We start from the raw sequence: 21,454 nt of genomic DNA on the forward strand, positions 1-21,454 counted from the left end.
CGATTTCTGCATCCTGGGTGAATCGAGCCGATCGCCCGCCGCCCGGCGGTGATCGGCAGAGATCTTCACGAGAAAATCGCAGACATCCCTTCTTCCCGACCCAAACCCTTGTGACTTAGATTCAAGGGAGTGCGAATTCGACCGGGGGCGCATGGCCGAGCCTTGCGACCCTTCAGGCCCCCGGTCGCCGGGCATCCCTCGCCGGGGCCCTTTCCCGCGTTTCCCTTCGAATCTTGCTTCACGAGGCAGCCAACCATGATGACCCACGTCGCGACGATGGCTTTGCTGGGCCTGATCCTTGCCCCGTCCGGTGCCCCCCAGGAGGACGCCGAGGGGACGAGGGCGGCCGCCGCGGCGGCCTCGGCCTCCGCCTCGGTCGAGGTCGATGGCGACGATCCGAGGGGGGTCGCGGCGCGGTTCGACGCGGCCTTCAACGAGGCGGACGTCCAGGCCATCACCGCCCTGTTCGCGCCCGACGCCGAGCTGGTCGACGAGGCCGGCAACCTGTACCGAGGCCGTGAGGCCATCGCCGAGGTCCTCGGCCGCTTCTTCGAGCAGTTCCCCGAGGCCGAGCTGGTCCGCGAGATCGAGGAATCGCGCCTCGTCGGCCCGTCGCTGGCGATCGAGGACGGCATCACGACCACCACCACCGCCGACGACCGGGCCAGCGCCCGCAATCGCTACCTGGCCGTGCTGGTCAAGTCCGGCGACGGCTGGCAGATCGCCTGCATGAGGCACGCGGCCGAGGAACCCCCGCCGACGGCCCGCGACTTCCTGGAGCCGATCGCCTGGCTCGTCGGCGACTGGGTCAGCGAGGGGGACGACCGGCGGGTCTCGGTCTCGTTCCGGTGGTCCGACGACGGCAACTTCCTGATCGGCGGCTACACCATCGAGCAAGACGACGAGATCCTGATCAAGACCGATCAGCGGATCGGCTGGGACGCCGCGCACGGGATCATCCGCTCCTGGAACTTCGACTCCGACGGCGGCTTCTCCGAGGCGTGCTGGTCGACCGACGGCTCGGCCTGGCTCGTCAAGAGCGAGATCGTCTTGCCCGAAGGCGTGACCGGCTCGGCCACCTTCTACCTCACCCCCGTCGATCAGGACCGCTTCCTCTGGAATTCGATCGACCGCGTGATCGGCGGGGTCGTGCAGCCGGCGGTCGAGGTGACCATTGTCCGCAAGCCTCCCGCCCCGAAGGACTGACCGACGCCCCCGCAGCGCAGCCAACCTTGACCTCCCCCACGGCCCCAGGTTCTCCGGATGACACCCCCATGACGACCCAACCACGACGGTTCCCGGCGGCCGTGGCCCTCGCCATCCTCGCCACGTTCTCGGCCTCCTGGCCCGACTCCGTCGCCTTCGCCCAGCGCGACCGCGGTGGCGGACGCCCCTCGATGGGCGCCGGTCGGCCTTCCGGCGGCGCCCGGCCGAATTTCGGTGGCGGCGGCGGCGCCCGGCCCAACTTCGGCGGCGGCGGCGCCCGGCCCAACTTCGGCGGCGGCGAGCGGCCGAACTTCTCCGCCGCGCGGCCGATGAACCGCCCGGACATGTCCGCCATGCGGCCCGGCCTGACTCAGTCCCGACCGTCGGCGCCGAACCTGAACCGGCCCGGTAGCGGGATGGGAGCGTCGCGTCCCTCGGCGCCGAACTTCACCCGGCCGTCGCTGCCGAATCAGGGCCGCCCCGGGACCCCGGGAGCGGGAAGCATCACCGGCCGCCCTTCGCTGCCGAACCAGATCCGGCCCGGCAATCCCGGAGCGGGGGGAGCAACCCCTCGGCCCTCGCTCCCGAATGTTCCGGGGGGAGGCGATCGGCCCAGTTTCGGTAATCGGCCCGGCCTCGGGGGGTCGACCCCGCCGTCCACCTTACCGGGACGCCCCGGCGGCCCCGCTCGCCCGTCGATCCCCGGCCTGACCGGCGGCGATCGCCCGAACCTCGGCGGCGGCGGGGCCATCAACCGGCCTTCCCTCCCCGGGCGTCCCGGCGGCGGCGACCGGCCCGTCACGCTGCCCGGCCGTCCGGGAGGGGGGATCACCACCTTGCCCGGTCGCCCCGGCGCCGAGGGGGGGGACCGGCCCTCGATCCCCGGCCGTCCCGGGGGGATCACGACCCTCCCCGGGCGTCCCGGCGGCGGCGGCGACCGCCCCGGCTCGGGCATCGGCATCACCCGGCCCCTCCCGGGGCGGCCGGAACGCCCTGGTGGCGGCATCACCACCCTGCCGGGCCGGCCCGGGGGCGGCGACCGGCCCATCACCTTGCCGGGCCGGCCCGGGGGCGGCGATCGGCCCACGACCCTGCCCGGCCGACCGGGAGGCGGCGACCGCCCGATCCTCGGCGGGGGGGAGCGTCCCAGCGTTCCCGGGCGGCCCGGCGGGGGGATCACCACCTTGCCCGGTCGCCCCGGCGGCGGCGGCGAAGGGGGCAACCGCCCCTCGATCCCCGGCCGCCCCGGTGGCGGCGATCGCCCGGGGCTGCCGGGCGGCATCACCACCCTGCCGGAATTCATCGGTAATGGCGATCGTCCCGGACGCCCGGGACGACCGGGAGGCGGCGACCGGCCCATCATCGGCGGTGATCGCCCCGGGCGCCCCGGGCGTCCGGGCGGCGGCGACCGGCCCATCATCGGCGGAGGAAACCGACCGGGACGACCGGGAGGCGGGATCACCACCTTGCCCGAGTTCATCGGCGACGGCGGCCGACCGGGGCGACCCGGACGGCCCGGAGAGGGCGACCGGCCGATCCTCGGCGGCAATCGCCCCTGGCGACCGGGCGGGGGCGACCGGCCCATCATCGGAGGCGGCGGCGGAGGCGGCCGGCCGATCTTCGACTCGGGCAATATCACCAACATCATCAACAACAACCAGAACTGGCTCACCCAGAACAACATCAACTGGAATAACAACTCCATCAACATCAACCGCCCCGGTTGGGGGTGGGGAGGCGGCGGCTGGGGGAGCCCCGGCTGGGGTTGGAACAACGGCGGCTGGGGGAGCCCCGGTTGGGGATGGGGGGGGAACCAGTGGGCCGGCGTCTGGTACGACCGCTACGTGCCGCCGGTCTACCACGGCTGGTACAACGGCTGCTGGAACAACTCGTGGGCGAATGCCTGGTCGGTGCCGCTGCTCTTCGGCTCGACGAGCTGGGGCCTGAACAGCCTGGCCCTGTGGACCTCCGGCTACTACAGCGCCTCGTACCTGAACCCGTATTACGTCACCCCGGTCGCCACGGTCCCGGTCTACGACTACTCCCAGCCGATCGTCGTGCAGACCTACGTCACGGCCGACGCGGCCCAGGCCCCGGCCGACGCTGCCGCCGCCGCCCCGGCCGAACCGGCCCTCACTCCCGAGCAGCAGCAGGCCTTTCAGCTCTTCGACCAGGCCCGCGCCGCCTTCGCCAACAACGACAACGGCCGAGCCCTGGGCCTGATCGAAGAGGCCCTCCGGCTGACCCCCGGCGACCCGATCATGCACGAGTTCCGCGCCCTCTGCCTGTTCGCCCTGGGCGACTACCGCAACGCCGCCGCCGTCCTGAACGCCTTGCTCGCCGTCGCCCCCGGCTGGGACTGGACGACCATGAGCAGCCTCTACGGCAACGTGTCGCACTACACCGACCAGCTCCGCAACCTGGAGTCGGCCTGCCGCCAGAACCCCGACGACCCGGCCGCGCACTTCGTCCTGGCCTATCACTACCTCATCCTCGGGCACGACGAGTCGGCGGCCCGGGCCCTCGAGGTCGTGACCACCCAGCAGCCGGACGACGTGGTCGCCTCCCGGATGCTCCAGGCCCTGACCGGCCCCCCCGAGCCTCCGGCGGGCAGCCCGACCACGCCCGCAGCGGCCTCGGCCGCCGCTCCCACACCGGCGACCGAGCCCGCCCCGGCCGAACCGGCCGACCAGGCCCAGGTTGCCGAAGCCCCGGAGGCCGAGGACGACGCCGAAAACGAGGCCGAGGCCGACGCCGACGCCGACGCCCCGACCACCGACCTCGTCGGCCGCTGGCGGGCCGAGCCGAACGATCAGGTCCGCTTCGAGCTGACCATCGACGAGGAGGGGAATTTCACCTGGGTCGTGACGCCGAAGGAAGGGGAGGCCACCACCCTGACCGGCCCGTACGGCATCGAGGGGGACACCCTGATCCTCCGCAGCGAGGAGCAAGGCGACCTCGTCGGCCGGGCCGTCTCCGGGGGCCCCGACCGCTTCTCCTTCCGGCCGATCGGCGCCCCGCCCGACGACCCCGGCCTGACCTTCGACCGCGTGGCGGCCGACGCGAACCCGTGACCCGCCCTCCCATTTGGGTTGTCTGATCCGTTCGGAGCCTCCTTGACGCGGTCACCGTCGTCAAGGAGGCTCCGCTCGCGTCCCACGCCCCAACCCCGAGCGAGGCCCGCCATGACGGATCCGGCCATCGCCCCGACCCTCACCCCCCGGCTCCGCCTCGACCGCCCCTCCTGGGCCGACTTGAATGATTATGCGCGTATGAATGCCGACCCGGTGGTCATGGCCACCCTCAAGGGCATACGATCGCGCGAGGAAACCGAGGACATCTTCGGGCGCCTGATGGACCACTGGGCCCGCTTCGGCTTCGGCTGGTACACGGTCCGCGATCGGGGCTCGGGCCGATTCGTCGGCCGGGGGGGGCTGAGGCACGTCGTCATCGCCGGGCTCGACGAGGTCGAGATCGGCTACGCCTTCCTCCACCCTTGCTGGGGCCGCGGCCTGGCCACCGAGCTGGCCCGACGCTGCGTCCGCCTCGGCTTCGAGACGCTCGGCCTGCCGTCGCTCGTCTGCTTCACCCAGCCGACGAACCTCGCCTCGCGCCGGGTGATGGAGAAGGCCGGGTTCGCCTTCGAATGCGACACCGAGTACGCCGACCTGCCCCACGTCCTCTACCGCCTGACCGCCGACCGCTGGGCGTCCATGCCCTGAGCATGAACACCCTTTCAAATAATTGAACACATCTGAACGATCGGCGATCACGCGGGATATCGGCTCAGGACCGGGCCCGCAACTCGCCGAACCGGCCGATGGCGTCGGCCCAGGCGGCCGAGTCGCTCGGCTCGTAGGTGGTCACGGGGAACGACCCGGCGACGACCTCGCGCAGCTCGGCCAGCGAGCCGATCCGCCCCCGGGCCCGGGCCTGCATGAGCAGGTTGCCGATGGCCGTCGCCTCGACCGGGCCGGCCAGCACGGGCCTCCCGGTGGCGTCGGCCGTGAACTGGTTGAGCAGGGCGTTGCGGGCGCCGCCGCCGACGATGTGGATCGTCCTGATCGGCGTGCCGGTGATCTCCTCCAGCCGCTCGACCACCCAGCGATACGTCAACGCCAGGCTCTCCAGGGCGCATCGGACGAACGCCCCCTCGTCCTCGGGGACCGGCTGGCCCGTGTCCCGGCAGAAGGCGGCGATCCGCGCCGGCATGTCCCCCGGAGGCAGGAACGACGGGTGGTCCGGGTTCACCAGGGACCGGAACGCCGGCGCGGCCTCGGCCTGAGGGATCAGGTCCTCATACGAGTATTCGCGGCCCGATCGCGCCCAGGTCCGCCGGCATTCCTGCACGAGCCAGAGGCCCATGATGTTCTTCAGCAAGCGAGAGGTGCCGTCGACGCCCCCCTCGTTGGTGAAATTGTACCGATACGTCTCCTCGGTGATGATCGGCCGGGCGACCTCGACCCCCATCAACGACCAGGTCCCCGAGCTGAGGTAGCACCAGTCGGGCGGCGACCCCGGCCCCTTGCCGGCGGCGGGCACGGCCACGACGGCGCTGCCGGTGTCGTGCGTCGCGGGGACGATGACCGAGGTGTCGGGGGCCAGGCCGGTCTCGTCGGCCACGTCGCGGCGGACGGTCCCCAGCACGCTGCCCGGCGCGATCAGCTCGGGCAAGATCGACCGCGGCAGGCCCAGCGCGTTGCACAGCTCGTCCGACCAGGCCCCGGCCTTCGCGTCGAGCAGCTGGGTGGTCGAGGCGTCGGTGAACTCCCCCGCGCGGCGGCCGGTCAAGAGCCAGCCGAGCAGGTCGGGCATCATCAGCATCGTCTCGGCCGCGTCGAGCAGGGGGGAATTCGCCTGCTTCATCGCCAGCAGTTGGTAGGCCGTGTTGATCGGCAGGAATTGCAGGCCGGTGATCTCATAAATCCGCTCGCGGGGGATCAGCGAGCAGGCCAGGTCGATCATCCCTTCGGTCCGGGGGTCCCGGTAGTGGACCGGGTTGCCGAGGATCGTGTCCCCGCGGCCGATCAGGCCGAAGTCGACGCCCCAGGTGTCGAGGCCGATCCCCTCGGGCTTCGCGCCGCCCGAGGCCGCCTTGCGCAGGGCGACCTTGATCTCGTCGAACTGACGGGGCAAATCCCAGTGCAGGGTGTTGAGCATCCGGACCGGGCCGTTCGGGAAGCGGTGGATCTCCTCCAGGGTCAGGTGTCGGCCATCGAAGCGTCCGAGCAATCCTCGGCCGCTCTCGGCGCCGAGGTCGAGGGCCAGATAATAGCTGGTGGTCGCCATCGGGTCGGGGGCTCCCCGTCGGTCGGAAGAAAAAAACGGGCGTCGCGCGGCAATCGGCCGGCATCGGTTCCGAATTGCCTGTTCAATAGACCTCGCACGGTGGCCATCTTACGGGCCTCAACCGGCCGGAGCAACGACACGCCCCGGCCCCGGCCGCCCTTTCCCCCCGCGGAGTCCCCGATCATGAACGACGCGGCGATCGACTGGCAGTGGTCCCCCTTTGCCGGGCTCTCGGTCGCGGATCTGTACGAGGTCATGGCGCTGCGTCAGCGCGTGTTCGTCCTGGAACAGTCCTGCCCGTACGTCGACGCCGATGGGCTCGACCCGGCCGCCTGGCACCTGCTGGGCCGGCAGGCCGGGCCGGCCGGGGGTCGGCTCGTGGCCACGGCCCGCGTCTTTGAGCGCCATCCCGGGTCCGACGCCGACGCCTCGATCGGCCGGGTCGCGGTCGATCGTCCGGTGCGGGGCAGGGGGGTCGGCCGCCTGTTGATGGCCGAGGCCATCGGGCGCTGCCGCCGGCTCGCCCCCGGGAGCCCCATTCGCATCCACGCCCAATCCTATCTGCGCCGCTTTTATGAGAGCTTCGGCTTCCGGGTGGTGTCCCCACCGTACCTGTTCGACGGCATCGTGCACCTGGACATGGTCCGACCCGCCTGAGATCGTCCGTCTCGACCCGGAAGTGGACTCAGCGCATGACATTCTGACCGGTCTTTGGACCACCGATCCCCGGATTCCTTTTGAATTCACGCGAGTTTCCCTTGCGAGGTGATGGCGGAGTTCTATAGGATCGTCGTGTGAGCGTCTCGATTCAGGATGGTTTCCTCGAGAACGATCTTCCCTTCGCCTTGATGCTTGAGTGCCGGGCCTGCCACACGACACGGCCCCCGTTGGTGCGTCGTTCCGCTCCGAGTCTCAATCAGGACGACCAACCAGTTCATCATGCTCTGGTGATGGCCCGCGACGGCTCGTCGCGCGGTTGTCGACTCGCACGATCACGAAATTGCGACCTGACCATGACATTCCCCCTGGAGCAGCAGTCCCGGCCCTCGGCCCGGACACACGGTCCCGAACGGAGCGAGCCCGCGGACCATCTCCCGGGGCTCTGCTGGACCGCCCGCCCCGACGGGCTGGTGGAGACGGTCGGCGGCCGATGGCTCGCCTGGACCGGTCAAAGCCCGGCCGAGGCGCCGGGCCTCGGCTGGCTCGACGTCCTGCATCCGGACGATGCCGCCCGGGTCCGATCGGACTGGCAAACGGCCATCGCGTCGGGCCGCCCCTTCTCGGCGCGATTCCGGGTCGGACCGGGGCTCGACGGCCGGGTCCGCCCGGTCATCGCCCGCGCCGAGCCGGCCCCGGACGACACCGGCCGCCCGATCGCCTGGCACGGCCTGGCCCTGCCCGACCCCGCCGCGCCCGGGGGGGACGTCTCGGGCGCGTCGCCGAGCCCCGCTCGCCCCGAGCCGCCCGAAGGGGATGGCCGAGACGAGGACTTCGCGATCTTCTGGATCGCGTCGGTCACGGAACGCCGGCTCACCTCGGTCAGCCCGTCGAGCGACCGCCTGCTCGGCCGATCGGTCGCCGAGCTGACCGGCCGCCCCTGCTCCTGGCCCGACCTGGCCCACGCCGACGACCGCACCGCCGTGGCCGACGGCTACGAGCGACGAGCCCGGGGGATTCCCGAGAGCCTCGTCTACCGATTGCTCCGTCCCGACGGCTCGAGCCTCCTCGTCCGGGACCGCGTGCTGACCGCCTTGACCGAATCCATGGGCGACCCGGACCGGATCTTCGGGGTGCTCGAGGCCGTGGAATCGGACCACACCGAGGCCGGCGGCCCGGCCGAGCCACCTCGTCGAGGAGCGCCGATGGTCGATTCCACACCGACCCCGTCGACCCCCGAGCCTCCCGCGCCGGTCAAGCTCCTCGACGGCCTGGGCGATCTCTGCCTCCTCGTCGACCCGCGGGGCCGTTGCTCGTGGCTCAATGCCCCGAGCGAGCCGCTGCTGGGCCGTCCCCACGCCTCGGTGCTCGGCCAGCCGATCACCGCCTTGATCCCCGAATTGGCCGACGCCCCGGCCGAGGCCGCGCTCCGCCGCGCCCGGGACGAGGGCCAGGCCGTCCGGTTCGAGGTCGCCTCCCCTAAGGCGGCCGATCGCCGGCTGGAAGTGCGGGCCGCCCCCGTCGATCGGGGCCTCGGCCTGCTCGTCCGGGACGTGACCGAGGAGCGGGCCCGCCACCTCGTCCTGATGGAGGCCGAGGAGCTGTACCGGCTCACCTCCGAGGCCGTGGACGGCCTGATCTACGACTGGCGGGTGGAAACCGGCCGGGTGCAACGCTCGCCGGGTTTATTCACCCTGCTCGGCTTCGCCCCCGAAGAGGCCGAACCGACCAACCACTGGTGGCGCGATCGCATCCATCCCGACGACCGCGATCGGGCCATTTCCGAAATGGAGCGGCTGAGGGCCGATCCAGACCGGCGGCATTACAGCCTCGAGTACCGCGTCCGCCACCGGGACGGCCACGACCTCGACATCTGGGACAAGGGCATCTGCCTCCGGGACGATCGCGGACGCCTGGTCCGGGTCGTCGGCTCGACGGTCGACATGTCCGACCGCCGGCGTTCCGAGCAGGCGCTGCGCGAGGCCGACCGGATGAAGACCGAGTTCCTCGCGGTCCTCGCCCACGAGCTGCGCAACCCGCTCTCGCCGATCCTCGCCGCGGCCCAGGCCCTGAACGCCGGCGCCGACGGCCCCGACAAGAACCTGTCGGCGATCATCGAGCGGCAGGCCCGACACATGACCCGCCTGATCGAGGACCTGCTCGACATTTCCCGGATCAGTCACGGCAAGGTGCTCGTGCGGCCCGAGCCGCTGGACCTGGCCGAGCTGGTCGCGCACACGGTCGAGACCGTCGCCGATTCGTTCCGCGATCGGCGCCTGGATCTTCGCGTCGATCTGCCCGGGGCGGCCCTGCCGATCGAGGCCGACCCGACCCGGATGGCCCAGTGCGTCAGCAACCTGCTGCACAACGCCTCGAAATTCACCGAGCCGGGCGGCCTGGTGACGGTCCGCGTCGGCCGCGACGACACCTCGGCGTTCGTCGAGGTGGCCGACACCGGCATCGGCATCGCTCCCGACGTGCTCCCCACGCTCTTTCACGCCTACTGGCAGGCCGACACCGGCCGGAAACAGGGCCACGGGGGGCTCGGCCTGGGCCTGGCCCTGGTCAAGAACCTGATCGAGCTGCAAGGCGGGCGGGTCGAGGCGGCCAGCGCGGGCGAGGGGCAGGGGAGCACCTTCCGCCTCTCCTTGCCGCTTCGGGAGATTCAAGGGCAGGGAACCGAGGAGTCCTCAGAGATGGTCGGCACCGCGCCCGAACCACCCTCGCCGTCGAGGCTCCGCCTCCTGGTGGTCGATGACCGCAGGGACATGGCCCACATGCTCCGCCGGCTGCTGAGCAACCAGGGGCATCACGTCTCGGTGGCCACCGACGCCGCGCAGGCCCTGGAGATCGCCCGGCAGGAACGGCCGCAGGTCATCCTCTCCGACATCGGCCTGCCCGGCTCGGTCGACGGCTACGACCTGGCCAGGGCCTTGCGGGCCGACCCGGCGACCTCATCGGCCATCCTGATCGCCATGACCGGCTACGCCCGCCCCGACGACCGCGACCGGGCCCTCCAGGCCGGTTTCGACGAGCACCTGCCCAAGCCCATCGACTTCAACGCGCTCTGCGATCGCCTGGAACGCTTCGCCCCCGGCCGCCAACCGTCCGAGGCCGGCTCCTGAACCGGTCCCGCCCCGATCGCCCGGCCGGGTCGACCGAAACCCAAGGGGGCGATCACAGGCGGACCAATCGGCGACCAGCTCAAGGTTGCTCGCGCCAGGCCCGCTGTCGGATCAAGACGCCTCCCGAGGTGGCCTTGACCCGCTCGAACCCGAGCTGCCGGAGCATCCGCAGCGCCACGTGCGACCGCACCCCGGTGCGGCACGAGACGACCGTCTCGGCCGTCGGGTCCAGCTCCCCGGCCCGCTGACGCAGCTCGTCGAGCGGGATGTTGATCGCGTTCTTCACCCCCGGGAACGGCAGGTCGGCCACCTCCCGCGCCGTCCGGACATCGACGAACTGGGGCGTGCCCGACAGGTCGGCGTCCGGCTCGACGAAGTCGGTCAGGCCGTCGAGCTGGTTGCAGGCGGCAAACGCGGCCATGTGCACCGGGTCCTTGGCCGCGCCGAAGGGGGGGGCGTAGGCCAGGTCGAGCCCGGCCAGGTCGGCCACCGAGCCGCCGAAGTGCATGGCCGTGGCGATCACGTCGATCCGCTTGTCCACCCCCTCGCCCCCCATCGCCTGCGCCCCGAGGACCCGCCCCGTCTCCGGCTCGTACACGAGCTTCAGGGTGATCGGCTCGGCCCCGGGATAGTATCCGGCGTGGTTGTTGGCCACGACGACGACGCTCCGGGCCGGTCGGCCAAGCCGCCGGGCGAGCGTCATCGTCAGGCCGGTCATGGCGGCGACCCGGTCGAAGACCCGGACGATCGCCGTGCCGAGGACGTCGGCCATCGGCCGGCTCCTGCCCGAGGCGGCATGCTCCCCCGCGATCCGCCCCGAGCGATTCGCCGGCCCGGCCAGGGCGATCCGCATGGGAGCGCCGGTCGGGCCGTAGCGGTACTCGGCCGCGTCGCCGACGGCATAGATCGACGGGTCATTCGTCCTCATGAATTCATCCGTGCCGATCCCGCCGCCCGGCCCGACCTCGATCCCCGCCCCCCGGGCCAGGTCGAGCAAGGGCCTTACGCCGATGCCGAGGATCACCACCCCGGCCTCCAGCTCCGTGCCGCTCTTGAGCCGGATGCCGCGGGCCTGGCCGTCCGGGCCGGTCAGGATCGCCTCGATCCCGTCTCCCAGGTGCAGGGCCACCCCTCGCTTGCGCAGGTCCTGTTCGATCGGCTGGACCATCTCCGGGTCGAACAGCGGCAGGATCTGCGGCTGCAGCTCGGCCAGGGCGACCTGGAACCCCCGATGCACCAGTTGCTCGACCATCTCCAGGCCGATGTACCCGGCCCCGACCACCACCGCCCGCTCCTGGCCCGACGCGTCGACCGCCGCCTTGATCCGGTCGGTATCATCCAGGTTCCGCAGGGTGAAGACGCCCGGCGCGGTCGCCCCGTCGATCGGCGGCACCAGCGGGGCGGCGCCCGGGGCGAGGATCAGGGCATCATACGATTGCTCGTACTCGCTCCCCGCATTCAGGTCGCGCACCGAGACCGTCTTCGCCTCGCGGTCGATCCGGATGACTTCCTGCCGGGTCCTCACGTCGAGATTGAACCGCGCGGCGAGCATCTCGCGGGGGGCGACCAGCAGCTTCTTCCGCTCGGCGATCTCGCCGCCGATGTAGTAGGGCAAGCCGCAGTTGGCGAACGAAACATGCTCATCCTTCTCGAACAGGATGATCCGGGCATGCTCGTCGATCCGCCTGGCCCTGGCCGCCGCCGAGGCGCCTCCCGCCACGCCGCCGACAATCACGATCGTCCGTTGCGAATCACTCATTACGGCAATCCTTCACTCGATCCCCGTCCGCGCGTTTGCCGATCAAACGCTTCGGGCTGACCGTCTCGTAACCCCTGGTTGGAACGTCGCCGAAGGCCCCATGCCGACCCCAGCAGCACGGCACCCACGCCTTGCATCATGAAACCGCGGTCCAGGCCGACCGGGACGATCTGAAGCTCAAGCGTTCCCTCAGCATCGGCCCGGACCACGAACGGACGTTCCCACTCGGCGCATCGCCAGTCGGGAAACGCCTGTCGCCCGTTGACCCACCACCACGACCCGGGATTCTGATTGATCTCGATTTCCTGATGCGGCTCGACCCGAAACCCGATCCGGTTCGGACTCCAGAACGTCGGCTCGATCGAGTTACCTGCCGACGTGAACTCGCCTTCATACTCGGGGTGCCCCCGCCAGCGGCGGGCGGTCGATCCGTTGGTGTCGTACCCCATGATGGGCTGAATCCCCCGGATGGTCCCATACCCCCGCAGCGTGTTCGGGAAGGCCGGCCTGTCCTGCACATTGATCGGCCGCGCGATCGGCGGGCCGGGGAACCGCGATTCCTCGGGCACCGGCCCCAGGCCGACGGGCAGCGCCCGATGGCCGTACGCGATCAGGTCGGCCCCCATCAGCACGACCATCGCCGCCGCCACCAGTTCCGGCCACCGCCGTCTGTCGGCGCGCAACCGGGCCACTCCGTCGGCCACCGCCAGGCCCACCCCGAGCATCGCGGCGATGCGCCATCGCGTGACCACGTGCATCGTCTTGAAGATCGGCCAGTCGGCCAGCCAGTAGCTCGGCTGAAGGATCTGGACGGACCCCAGGCCCAGGGCGAACGCGACCAGCGCCAGCCAGTGCCACCATCGCCAGTTGCCGACCAGGCTCGCGCCGAGCAGGAAGACGCCGAGGATGCCGACATAACAGTTCGACTCCCAGAAGATCGGGAACGACACCGTGCTCAGAGCCTCGACCGACGGCCGCCGGAGCATCTCCTCCAGGTACGCCAGGAGCCGGAGGTCGATCATCATGCCGCCGGTCCTCGGGAAATCACCGAGCACCGCGACCATCGGCCCCAGCCGCCAGCCGGCCAGCAGCAACATCAGGCCGACGGCCATCAGCCCATGCCGGAGGAATCGCACCCGACGCTCCCCCGATTCCACCCGAAGCCCCCGCAATGCGAACGCCCCCACGATCAGGAACGCATAGATCGTCGGATACGAGATCCCGCTCAGCACGTTGAACGCCGACCAGGCCCCCAGCGCCAGCCCCTCGCTCGGCCGCTCGGCCAGTCGGCAGGTGTGGAGGATCATCCAGGGCATCGCGCAAAAGGTCATCGGGATGTACAGGCCGGCAACCGTGTACACGATCATCCCGCCGTGCAACCCGAACACCAGGCCCGCCGCGCAGGACGCCCAGGGGTCGCCGATCCAGAGCCGCGCCAGCCGCCTCGCCCCCTCCACCGCGATCATCAGGCAGACGACCGCCGCCAGCCGCAACCCCGCCCCGGTCCCCAGCAGCAGGACCAATGGCGTCGCCAGGGGCACGAGGCTGCACTGCGGATCGGCCGCCAGCGGGAACCCTCCCCGGTTCCAGGGGTTCCACCAGGGGAACTGTCCGTAATCGAGCACGGTCTTGCGGACCGCCTCATACGTCTGCAAATAAAAGTCCCAGTCGCCGTATCCGAGCCCCTCCCGGTCGAGCATCGGCCAGGCCAGGCTCGCCGTCGCCGCCGCCAATGCCCAGGGCAAGATCGGCTCCAACCCTCCGGCCGAGGCGTCCGCCACCCGGGCCGACACCCAGCGATCTCCCGGCCCGACCCACAGCAGCCGGGCGATCCCCAGCCCCACCACCCCGACGAACACGACCATCCCCGCCGCGTGCCGGATCGCCCACGGGATCATCAAGAACAGGTCCGGCCCCAGCATCCCCGCCAGCATGATTGCCAGCGCCAGGGGGACCAGCAACAACGGCCTCCGCGACACGGCCCGGCGCCATCGCCCCGTCACCCGGCCGGCCCGGCGCGCGAGTTGTGTGCTCACGATCGCCTCGTCGCAATCCTTCTGAGAACCATTCGCATCGCGCACAGCCTGCGCTTGCATCCGTCGAAGGCAACCGGGAGCGGTTCCTTCCGCTCCCGGACGGTGGGCCACCCCGACCGAATCAGGCGATGTCGGTCACGCCCGGGATCGGGATCGGGTAGTTCGGGGCCTCGCCCCACTCGTACGACTCGGGGCCGAGGCGTTCCTTGCTGTTCAGCACCTCGTCCGGGGTGATGACCTTGCCCGTGTAGGCGGCCATGCGGCCCATGATCGCCAGCAGGGTCGAGGTGGCGGCCTCCTCGCCGTTGTTGATCGGCCGGCCGGCGCGAAGGGCCTCGTACATCTCGTCGTGCTCGGTCTGGTACATGTTGTTGCTTTCCCCGCGGTATCGCCAGCGGGTCGCGCCTTCGATCCGGTTGGCGAAGACGTCGCAGGTGCCGGCCGAGCCGAGGATGTAGTCCTTCACCTGGTTCGCCGTGTTCGGCCAGTGGCGGCAGTGGTGGTAGCCGCGGACGTTCTCGGGGTACTCGTAGACGACCGAGAAGTGGTCGTAGATATTCCCATAGCGCTCGGCGGTGCGGACCTGCCGCCCGCCGACGGCCCAGGCGCGCTCGGGGGGCATGTTGCGCATGGCCCAGTTCATCGTGTCGATGCCGTGCACGGCCTGCTCGACGATGTGGTCGCCCGAGAGCCAGGTGTAGTAGTACCAGTTGCGCTGCTGGTACTCCATGTCGCTGCCGCATTCCTCGCGGGTCTTGCGCGGGTCCCAGACCCCCTGGCTGTTGTAGGTCGTCTCGATGGTCCGGATGTCGCCGATCGCGCCGTTGAAGACCTGCTCCATGGTGGCGCGTCGGGGGTAGTGGTAGCGCCAGCAGAAGCCGTGGACCATCGACAGGCCCTTCTCGGCGGCGTCGCGCACGGCCTGCAGATACATCCGCAGGCCCGGGCCGTCGACGGCCATCGGCTTCTCGACGAAGACGTGCTTGTTCTTCTCGACGGCGTAGGCCGCGTGGATCGGCCGGAAGTGCGGCGTGGTGGTCAGCAACACGACGTCCGAGGAGTCGATCACCTGCTTGTAGGCGTCGAAGCCGACGAACTTCGAGTCGTCGGTCACGTCCACGCGGTCTCCCACGCGAGAGACCTTCAAGGTCTGCAGGCTCGATTCCAGGCGATCGTCGAACAGCTCGGCCATGGCGACCAGGCGGCACCCCTCGTCGGCCGTCAGGGTCTGCTCGGCTGCCCCCGTGCCCCGGCCGCCGCAGCCGACGACGCCCACCCGGATCGTGTCGCTCCCCGCGGCGTGGGCCACGTTGGTCAGGCTGACCGTCGATGCCGCCCCCGCGGCGGCCGAGTTCATCAGGAAGATTCTGCGGTTGGACGTCTTGCCTTTGCGCATCGGGAGGCTCCCTCGGGCCGGTCGGAGTGTCAGGTTCGGTCGACCCCCCGCCTCGACCCCCGCCCCTTCGGGACCAGGCCAATCGGGGACTCGCTGCCGTCAGCTTAACATCCGTTGCACAACGCCGGTAGAGATGACCCGGCCCGCTTTCGGCCGTTACAATGACTGCTCAGGAATCGCCGAGCGACCGATCACCCGATCGACGAGCCCCCCATCATGGCCATGATCTTCCCCGGCATGGACCCCTACCTGGAGCACCCGGGCCTCTGGCCGGGCTTCCACAATTGGTTCATCATCGCCCTGGCCGAGGCGATGCAGCCCCGGCTCCGCCCCCGCTACGTCGCGGCGGTCGAGGCTCGCCTCTACATTGAAGGAGCCGATCGGGAGTCGATCCCCGATGTCCTCGTCCACCGAACCCCGTCTTCAACATCGGCACCGGTACAACGCCCCGGCTTCGCCGTCGCCGAGGAGGACGCCCCGGTCATCGTCCAGGCGTCCCCGGCCGAGGTCTCCGAATCGTATCTGACGATCCTCGATCGTTCCTCCGGGCAGAAGGTCGTGACCGTGATCGAGCTGCTCAGCCCTTCGAACAAGCAGGGGGGCCCCGGCCGGAAACTCTATCGGAGCAAGCAGCGCGACCTGCTCCGCAGCGACGTTCACCTCGTCGAGATCGACCTGCTCCGCACCGGCCGGCACACGGTCGCCGTGCCGAGGGGCCTCGCGGAGCCTCGGGGCCCTTACGACTACCTCATCTGCGTCAACCGCGCCAAACGCCCCCGAGACGAATACGAGCTCTACCCCCGGTCGCTCCGCCGCCCCTTGCCGACCATCTCCGTCCCGCTCGCCAGGGGCGATGACGACCTCCGCGTCCCGCTCCAGCCGGTCCTGGAACACACCTACGACGCCGGGTCCTACCGCGATCGCATCCCCTACGATCGCCCCTGCGTCCCTCCTCTCTCAAGCGACGACCAGGCATGGGCCGATGCCCTGATCCGATCTGACAACCCCGCCGAGCCTCCCCCGGCAGAGGGTTGATCCCCGAACCTCCGGCGCGGAAGATGTGTCCAGGTCAACACGCGCCGGGCCGTTTGATGGTGGCATGCGCGGATCGTTGGCGTAGGATCATGGTGCCGTCGACGACACCCCGCCGAGACGGGGTCGCGACCACCTTCTCGCCCTTGGTCGTTCGAAGGGCGGCCCGACGGGGGACCCGCGCGATGCAGTATGAGTACCTCGCCACCCGGGGCTCCCTCGGCGAATCGCCGGGCCGAGGGCGGGGGCCGGCCCCACCGCCACCGCCCCGGCCGGCCCCGTCCCCTTCCCGGTCGGCCTCGCCCCCCCCGAAGCGGAATGCCTCGGGCGCGCAGACCGTCTCGCACCTCGCCCGCAACGACCCGAACACCCTGGCCGTGCTCGTCCCCTCGGAGGTCGCCTTCCGACACGAGGTGGTCCCCCTCACCCAGGACGGGGAGACGATCGTCCTCGGCGCCCTCGACCCGGAGAACATCGCCAAGGCCGATCGGCTCTCGTCCATCCTCGCCCGGCCGGTCCGGCTGAAGCAACTCGACCGCCAATCCCTCGCCCGGCTCCAGTCAATCGTTTATTCGTCCGGTTCCATCAGGGCTCGCAAATCCTCCGCTGCCGTCGCCGCCGCCCCGGCGTCCGCGGGCGACTTCGACGACGACTTCGTCGATTCCATGCTCCAGGAGTTCCCGGGCGACACGGCGATCCACCCGGTGACGGTGCGAGAGCGCCCCGCACCCCCGATGATGGCCCGCCACGCCCCCAGCCCCTACTTCACCTCGTTCTCCGACCCCGGCTCGGCGGATTCGAACGGCAATTCGGGAGGATCGACCGGCATGTTCACCTTCGTCGTTGAAGAAGGCCAGCGTGTCTTGATGCGACGGCCGAACGGCACGATGGACGTCGTCGTCGGCCCGAGGCGCGTCTGGCGGGGGCGCAACCAGTTCCGGGCCATGATCCACCACGTCGCCCACCCCGGCGACTACCTCATCGTCCGCTTCCGGGACGGCCGCCAGGAGCACCTGCCCGGCCCCGCCGAGGTCTGGTTCGACCCCCGGTCGCACGAATCGGTCGAGGTCCGCGAGGCCCTCCAGATCGCCGCCAAGGAGGCCGTCGTCGTCTACAGCCAGAAGGAAGGCACCGGCAACGTCCAGCGCCGGATCGAGTACGGCCCGGCCCTGTTCATGCCCCGACCCGGCGAGTGGCTGCACACCTTCTCCTGGCACGCCTCGAAAGGCGGCTCCGAGGGGGTCGTCAAGATCCCCAACGGCCTCGTCTTCCAGAAGCTCTGGCTGATGCCCGACCAGATGTACCACGACGTCTCCGACGTCCGCACGTCCGACGACGCCGTCCTGCGCATCCGCCTGATGATCTTCTTCGAGCTCATCGACATCGACCGGATGCTCGACGCCACCCACGACCCGATCGGCGACTTCGTCAACGCCGCCTCCAGCGACGTCGTCGACTTCACCGGCCGCCACGACTTCGAATCCTTCAAGCGCAACACCGAACGCCTCAACGAGCTGGACGCCTACCGGCAGCTCACCGGCCGGGCCGCGCAGTGCGGCTACCGGATCAACAAGGTCGTCTACCGGGGCTATGGCGCCGCCGACCGGCTCCAGCAGATGCACGACCAGGCCATCGAGGCCCGCACCCGATTGCAGCTCGACCGGGCCACCGAGCAGCAGGAACAGGACCTCGAGAACTTCAAGCTCGACAGCCAGCTCGCCCGAGCCGGCAAGCGCCGCGTCGAGCAGGCCGCCGAGGTCTCCCACGAGCTCGAACTCGACGCCCGGCGCCTCGACGCCGCGCTCAAGGCCGACGACGCCCGCCGCGCCGCCCACCGAGAGGCCGCCCGGCTCGACGCCGAACAAAATCGCTCCGCCCTCGCCCTCGACGACGCCCACCGCCGCGACCACCTCGCCTCGCTCCGCGACCTCGGCGTCGACCTGACCGCCTTCCTCACCCAGGGCCGCGCCGACCGCGTCATCGAGCTCCGCTCCCCCCTCGGCAGCAACGGCTCGACCCACGTCCACCTCGATCCGTCGTCCCCCGGCTCTCCCCGTTCGATCGCTCCATAAACCCTCGAAAGTGCCCGGTGTGCCCTCCGCCTCCCCCAGTCCCGTAGGGTCCGCTGTGCGGACCTCCCCATTTCATCAACGCTTTTTTCATGGGGATTAGGCACATAGTGATGGAAACCCCAGGTTACTCCATCGCCGTACTGTCGAGAGATTTCACGGTGGGGGGAGGCTCAGTCGCACAACCCCAGTCCAAGGGATAGGCACCGCGTTGGGCAAAACGGTGGAAGGTCGAATAGGGCCAATCGCGAGCACAGCGAACCAGACCGTGCTTGACCGGATTGAAATGAATGTAATCGACGTGCCTGGCCAGATCATCCTCGTCGTCGATGCAATGTTCCCAGAATCGGCGCTGCCAGACACCTCGACGGCGATGGCGTCGCTTCGAGTCGCTCACCTCGCATTCCGAGCCACCCTCGTCGAGCCAGGCGATGGTGAACTCTTTCTTGATCCAGGCCCAGCGGGTTGAGTAATCCGCATCGTTCGGAGGCAACGACCAGACGGTATGGAGGTGATCCGGTAGCAGCACGATCGCTTCGATCCGGAACGGCCACCGTCGTCGGCAGTCGCTCATGGCCTGGCGGAGGTGCCGACGCGCGGCCTCGATGCAAAGCAATGGGATGCGACGCTCGGTGACGACGGTGAAGAAATAGGTCCCACCGGGGACGAAGAATCGCCTGTAATGGGGCAACCCTCGTGCTCTCAAATTCGAAGGCAAGAATCTTGCAGATCGGCATACGCGACCGATTGAAGCACCAGGATCTTGATTGTCAACACCCCTTGCGTCAATGGCCTCCATGGCGAGTTCGCGGAGGTCCGCACAGCGGACCCTACACGCTTCGTAGGGTCCGCTGTGCGGACCTCCCCTTCATCATTTCCGTGGGATTCGCCGTGCGGACCTCCGCCTCGCGCTCTCAGCGATACCGGCTCCAGTACGACGGCTGGCGGAGGCGGAAGCTGCCGCCTTCGCTGACGACCCGGACGATCCAGTTGGCGTTGCGCCGAAGCTCCTGCCTCGAGCGTTCGAAGGAGCTGCCGCTCCGGGAGAGGGATCGGACGCAGAGCCAGGAGAGCAGGGCGGCGAGCAGGGCGGCCCCGCCGGCGACGGCCAGATAGGCGCCGAACCGGGGGAGCCATTCGGCCCAGACGATCAGCTCGGCCAGGCCGACCAGGCCGATCGGCACGCAGGCCAGCAGCACGACCAGGCCGACGACCAGGCCGATGGCCGGCCCCCGGGCCTCCCGGACCGTGGCGTTGAGGTCGGTCTTCGCCAGCCGGACCTGCAGGTCGGCCAGCGTGAGCATGTCGTGCCCCAGCTCGGTCAGGCTGCCCTGCAGGCTGTCCGGGACCTCAACGCCGAAGAATGTCAACGTCTTTTGATGAACCATCCGATCAGGACTCCCATGGCCATGGCCGCGGCCAGCGACCGGGCCGGGTGGCGGACGATCTGTTCTCGGGTCGTGGCCAGGGCCGATTCCAGGCCCTCGCGGGCCTGGCTGTAGCCCTCCTGGGCCCTGGCCGACAGTTCCGCGGCGGCCTCTCGGGCCTGCTCGGCGGTCGGGGCGTCAGAAGGGACGCCCAGGTGCTGGGTGATCCGGTTGAACACGGCGCGCTTCCTCCTCCGGCGTCGACCCCATCCCCGCGGACGGGGCCAGCAGCCGGTCTTCGACGAATTGGATCGCGTAATTCTGGGCGGCCCGCAGGGCGATCGGCGCCAGGAACCCCAGCGCCATGGAGACCACCCCCTTGCGCTGGACCTCCTTCTCCTGCTCCTTCTGCTCTTCATAACGCGGCGGGCGGCGCGACGACCGGCCTCGATCGCGCTCGACCACCCGGATCCGGCGGCGAGGGACCAGCAGCCAGGCGGCCAGGAACCCGACGCCGAAGGCCGCCCCGGCGGCCGGCCAGGGGGCGTTGCGCACGTAGCCTCGCCAGTTCAAGGTGGCTTCCAGGTGCTCGGCCGCGACGTTGACGTCGGCGTGGATCTCGCGGCGGATCCGCGCCATCTCGCGACGCAGTTGCTCGACCTCGGCCTGGTCCGGTCGTGTGGGGTGGGATGATGCCACGGTCGGCCTTCCTCTCTCTCTCGCTCGCTCGGTCGGTCCGACGCGTCATTAGAAGCCCAGCGAATCGGCCGCCTTCCGGGCCCGCCGAGACACCGAGTGCCCCAGGTCGTGGGCATAGTCCGACGCCTGATGCGCGGCCGACCGGCCCAACCGCTCGGCGCGCCGGCCCAGGCCCTCCAGTGAACCAGACAGGTCATCCAGCGACCAGCCACCGGCCCCGCCGTGTCGCGATCGGGCCGGCACCAACGCCACCAGCGCCAGGCCGAGGCCCACTCCCAGGCCGAAGCTCGTCCAGACGGAAGTCATCGGTCGGCGGTCGACCACTCGGCGGAAGCGTTGATCGGCGTGCATGGCCATCTCCTGGGCGTGCTGGGCGAGGGACTCGGCGTGTTCGGCCAACTCGGCGGACCGCTCCGAGAGCCGCTCGGCCAGTTGTTCCTTCTCGTTCCGGGCTCGCTGCTGGACGTTCCGCCCATTGCTCGACGAGCCTTTCTTGCGGGTCGCCATGATGGTCTTCCTCTCTCCCGGTTGCCGTGTTGCAAGCAAGGCAGGATCGGATGCGTCATATTCCCCTCGCAACTCCCGATCCGGCGGCTCGCTCGCGGCCGAGGGCCCGATCGGCCCCCTTGACCCCTGGACATCGCCGACAGCCGGGTCGAAGCGAAACATGAGTACCCTTCTTGCAACTCGGATGCCGACTCCGCAATCATCGCATCGCCGGAGGTTCGGCATTCCAGTTGCTGCATGATCCCCGCAGGTAAGCCCGGCGGCCATGCCCGGTCGGGTCTGCCGCCCGGGATTGATGGTCCGATCCGAAGG

General features: G+C 70.1%; 16 protein-coding genes. 7 read left to right on the plus strand and 9 right to left on the minus strand.

What is annotated here, in order from left to right; translation table 11 throughout:
* Nucleotides 1-255: 255 nt before the first annotated feature.
* The 3 genes from AB1L88_RS03355 (at nt 256) to AB1L88_RS03365 (ending at nt 4,928) form a co-directional block, all read left to right on the plus strand.
* The gene (locus AB1L88_RS03355) at nt 256-1,206 is read left to right on the plus strand and encodes an SgcJ/EcaC family oxidoreductase (protein WP_367095212.1); all 951 of its coding nucleotides are present in this window, start codon (nt 256-258) and stop codon (nt 1,204-1,206) included.
* Between the two features lie 68 nt (nt 1,207-1,274).
* Nucleotides 1,275-4,280 (plus strand): tetratricopeptide repeat protein, encoded by a 3,006-nt coding sequence (locus AB1L88_RS03360; protein WP_367095213.1) that lies wholly within the window; start codon nt 1,275-1,277, stop codon nt 4,278-4,280.
* Nucleotides 4,281-4,391: 111 nt separating this feature from the next.
* Nucleotides 4,392-4,928 carry a GNAT family N-acetyltransferase gene (locus tag AB1L88_RS03365; RefSeq protein ID WP_367095214.1) on the plus strand — a complete coding sequence of 179 codons (537 nt, stop codon included), beginning with the start codon at nt 4,392-4,394 and terminating at the stop codon, nt 4,926-4,928.
* Nucleotides 4,929-4,992: 64 nt separating this feature from the next.
* Here the strand turns inward: AB1L88_RS03365 and AB1L88_RS03370 are convergent, their stop codons facing one another.
* Nucleotides 4,993-6,495 (minus strand): rhamnulokinase family protein, encoded by a 1,503-nt coding sequence (locus tag AB1L88_RS03370; protein WP_367095215.1) that lies wholly within the window; start codon nt 6,493-6,495, stop codon nt 4,993-4,995.
* A gap of 183 nt (nt 6,496-6,678) precedes the next feature.
* On the opposite strand from AB1L88_RS03370, the gene AB1L88_RS03375 reads away from it, so the two are divergent.
* Both AB1L88_RS03375 and AB1L88_RS03380 read left to right on the plus strand, forming a co-directional pair.
* Entirely contained in the window at nt 6,679-7,152 is a 474-nt protein-coding gene (locus AB1L88_RS03375) for a GNAT family N-acetyltransferase (RefSeq protein ID WP_367095216.1), read from the plus strand.
* 356 nt (nt 7,153-7,508) lie between these two features.
* On the plus strand, nt 7,509-10,277 hold the full coding sequence (locus AB1L88_RS03380; protein WP_367095217.1) for a PAS domain-containing protein: 2,769 nt from the start codon (nt 7,509-7,511) through the stop codon (nt 10,275-10,277).
* A gap of 79 nt (nt 10,278-10,356) precedes the next feature.
* On the opposite strand, the gene AB1L88_RS03385 is transcribed toward AB1L88_RS03380, so the two are convergent.
* The 3 genes from AB1L88_RS03385 to AB1L88_RS03395 form a co-directional block, all read right to left on the minus strand.
* Nucleotides 10,357-12,036 (minus strand): FAD-dependent oxidoreductase, encoded by a 1,680-nt coding sequence (locus AB1L88_RS03385; protein WP_367095218.1) that lies wholly within the window; start codon nt 12,034-12,036, stop codon nt 10,357-10,359.
* Nucleotides 12,036-14,072, minus strand: a complete 2,037-nt coding sequence (locus AB1L88_RS03390; protein ID WP_367095219.1) for a hypothetical protein — start codon at nt 14,070-14,072, stop codon at nt 12,036-12,038. Before AB1L88_RS03390 ends, AB1L88_RS03385 begins: the two co-directional genes overlap by 1 nt.
* Nucleotides 14,073-14,193: 121 nt before the next feature.
* The gene (locus tag AB1L88_RS03395) at nt 14,194-15,468 is read right to left on the minus strand and encodes a Gfo/Idh/MocA family oxidoreductase (protein ID WP_367095220.1); all 1,275 of its coding nucleotides are present in this window, start codon (nt 15,466-15,468) and stop codon (nt 14,194-14,196) included.
* Nucleotides 15,469-15,684: 216 nt separating this feature from the next.
* Between AB1L88_RS03395 and AB1L88_RS03400 the strand changes: the two genes are divergently transcribed.
* Both AB1L88_RS03400 and AB1L88_RS03405 read left to right on the plus strand, forming a co-directional pair.
* Nucleotides 15,685-16,503, plus strand: a complete 819-nt coding sequence (locus AB1L88_RS03400; RefSeq protein ID WP_367095221.1) for a DUF4058 family protein — start codon at nt 15,685-15,687, stop codon at nt 16,501-16,503.
* A 182-nt stretch (nt 16,504-16,685) separates the two neighbouring features.
* Nucleotides 16,686-18,572, plus strand: coding sequence for a hypothetical protein (locus AB1L88_RS03405; RefSeq protein ID WP_367095222.1), 1,887 nt, complete (start codon nt 16,686-16,688; stop codon nt 18,570-18,572).
* Nucleotides 18,573-18,696: 124 nt separating this feature from the next.
* Here AB1L88_RS03405 and AB1L88_RS03410 read toward each other — a convergent pair whose 3' ends face one another.
* The 5 genes from AB1L88_RS03410 to AB1L88_RS03430 form a co-directional block, all read right to left on the minus strand.
* Nucleotides 18,697-19,260 carry a transposase gene (locus AB1L88_RS03410; protein WP_367095223.1) on the minus strand — a complete coding sequence of 188 codons (564 nt, stop codon included), beginning with the start codon at nt 19,258-19,260 and terminating at the stop codon, nt 18,697-18,699.
* 223 nt (nt 19,261-19,483) lie between these two features.
* The gene (locus AB1L88_RS03415) at nt 19,484-19,957 is read right to left on the minus strand and encodes a phage holin family protein (protein ID WP_367095224.1); all 474 of its coding nucleotides are present in this window, start codon (nt 19,955-19,957) and stop codon (nt 19,484-19,486) included.
* Entirely contained in the window at nt 19,936-20,175 is a 240-nt protein-coding gene (locus AB1L88_RS03420; protein ID WP_367095225.1) for a hypothetical protein, read from the minus strand. The genes AB1L88_RS03415 and AB1L88_RS03420 overlap by 22 nt, the downstream gene beginning before the upstream one ends.
* Nucleotides 20,135-20,635, minus strand: a complete 501-nt coding sequence (locus AB1L88_RS03425; protein ID WP_367095226.1) for a hypothetical protein — start codon at nt 20,633-20,635, stop codon at nt 20,135-20,137. Before AB1L88_RS03425 ends, AB1L88_RS03420 begins: the two co-directional genes overlap by 41 nt.
* A 48-nt stretch (nt 20,636-20,683) precedes the next feature.
* Nucleotides 20,684-21,142: a hypothetical protein gene (locus AB1L88_RS03430; protein ID WP_367095227.1), complete on the minus strand. Its 459-nt coding sequence runs from the start codon at nt 21,140-21,142 to the stop codon at nt 20,684-20,686.
* Between the last annotated feature and the right edge of the window lie 312 nt (nt 21,143-21,454).

The organism is Tautonia sp. JC769 (assembly GCF_040717455.1).
In the GTDB taxonomy this organism is placed as follows: domain Bacteria; phylum Planctomycetota; class Planctomycetia; order Isosphaerales; family Isosphaeraceae; genus Tautonia.

Excerpts from the sequence above, each read along its gene's own strand:
- AB1L88_RS03355 (WP_367095212.1), top strand. The coding sequence starts at position 256 with ATGATGACCCACGTCGCGACGATGGCTTTGCTGGGCCTGATCCTTGCC.
- AB1L88_RS03360 (WP_367095213.1), top strand. The coding sequence starts at position 1,275 with ATGACGACCCAACCACGACGGTTCCCGGCGGCCGTGGCCCTCGCCATC.
- AB1L88_RS03365 (WP_367095214.1), top strand. The coding sequence starts at position 4,392 with ATGACGGATCCGGCCATCGCCCCGACCCTCACCCCCCGGCTCCGCCTC.
- AB1L88_RS03370 (WP_367095215.1), bottom strand. The coding sequence starts at position 6,495 with ATGGCGACCACCAGCTATTATCTGGCCCTCGACCTCGGCGCCGAGAGC.
- AB1L88_RS03375 (WP_367095216.1), top strand. The coding sequence starts at position 6,679 with ATGAACGACGCGGCGATCGACTGGCAGTGGTCCCCCTTTGCCGGGCTC.
- AB1L88_RS03380 (WP_367095217.1), top strand. The coding sequence starts at position 7,509 with ATGACATTCCCCCTGGAGCAGCAGTCCCGGCCCTCGGCCCGGACACAC.
- AB1L88_RS03385 (WP_367095218.1), bottom strand. The coding sequence starts at position 12,036 with ATGAGTGATTCGCAACGGACGATCGTGATTGTCGGCGGCGTGGCGGGA.
- AB1L88_RS03395 (WP_367095220.1), bottom strand. The coding sequence starts at position 15,468 with ATGCGCAAAGGCAAGACGTCCAACCGCAGAATCTTCCTGATGAACTCG.
- AB1L88_RS03400 (WP_367095221.1), top strand. The coding sequence starts at position 15,685 with ATGGCCATGATCTTCCCCGGCATGGACCCCTACCTGGAGCACCCGGGC.
- AB1L88_RS03405 (WP_367095222.1), top strand. The coding sequence starts at position 16,686 with ATGCAGTATGAGTACCTCGCCACCCGGGGCTCCCTCGGCGAATCGCCG.
- AB1L88_RS03415 (WP_367095224.1), bottom strand. The coding sequence starts at position 19,957 with ATGGTTCATCAAAAGACGTTGACATTCTTCGGCGTTGAGGTCCCGGAC.
- AB1L88_RS03430 (WP_367095227.1), bottom strand. The coding sequence starts at position 21,142 with ATGGCGACCCGCAAGAAAGGCTCGTCGAGCAATGGGCGGAACGTCCAG.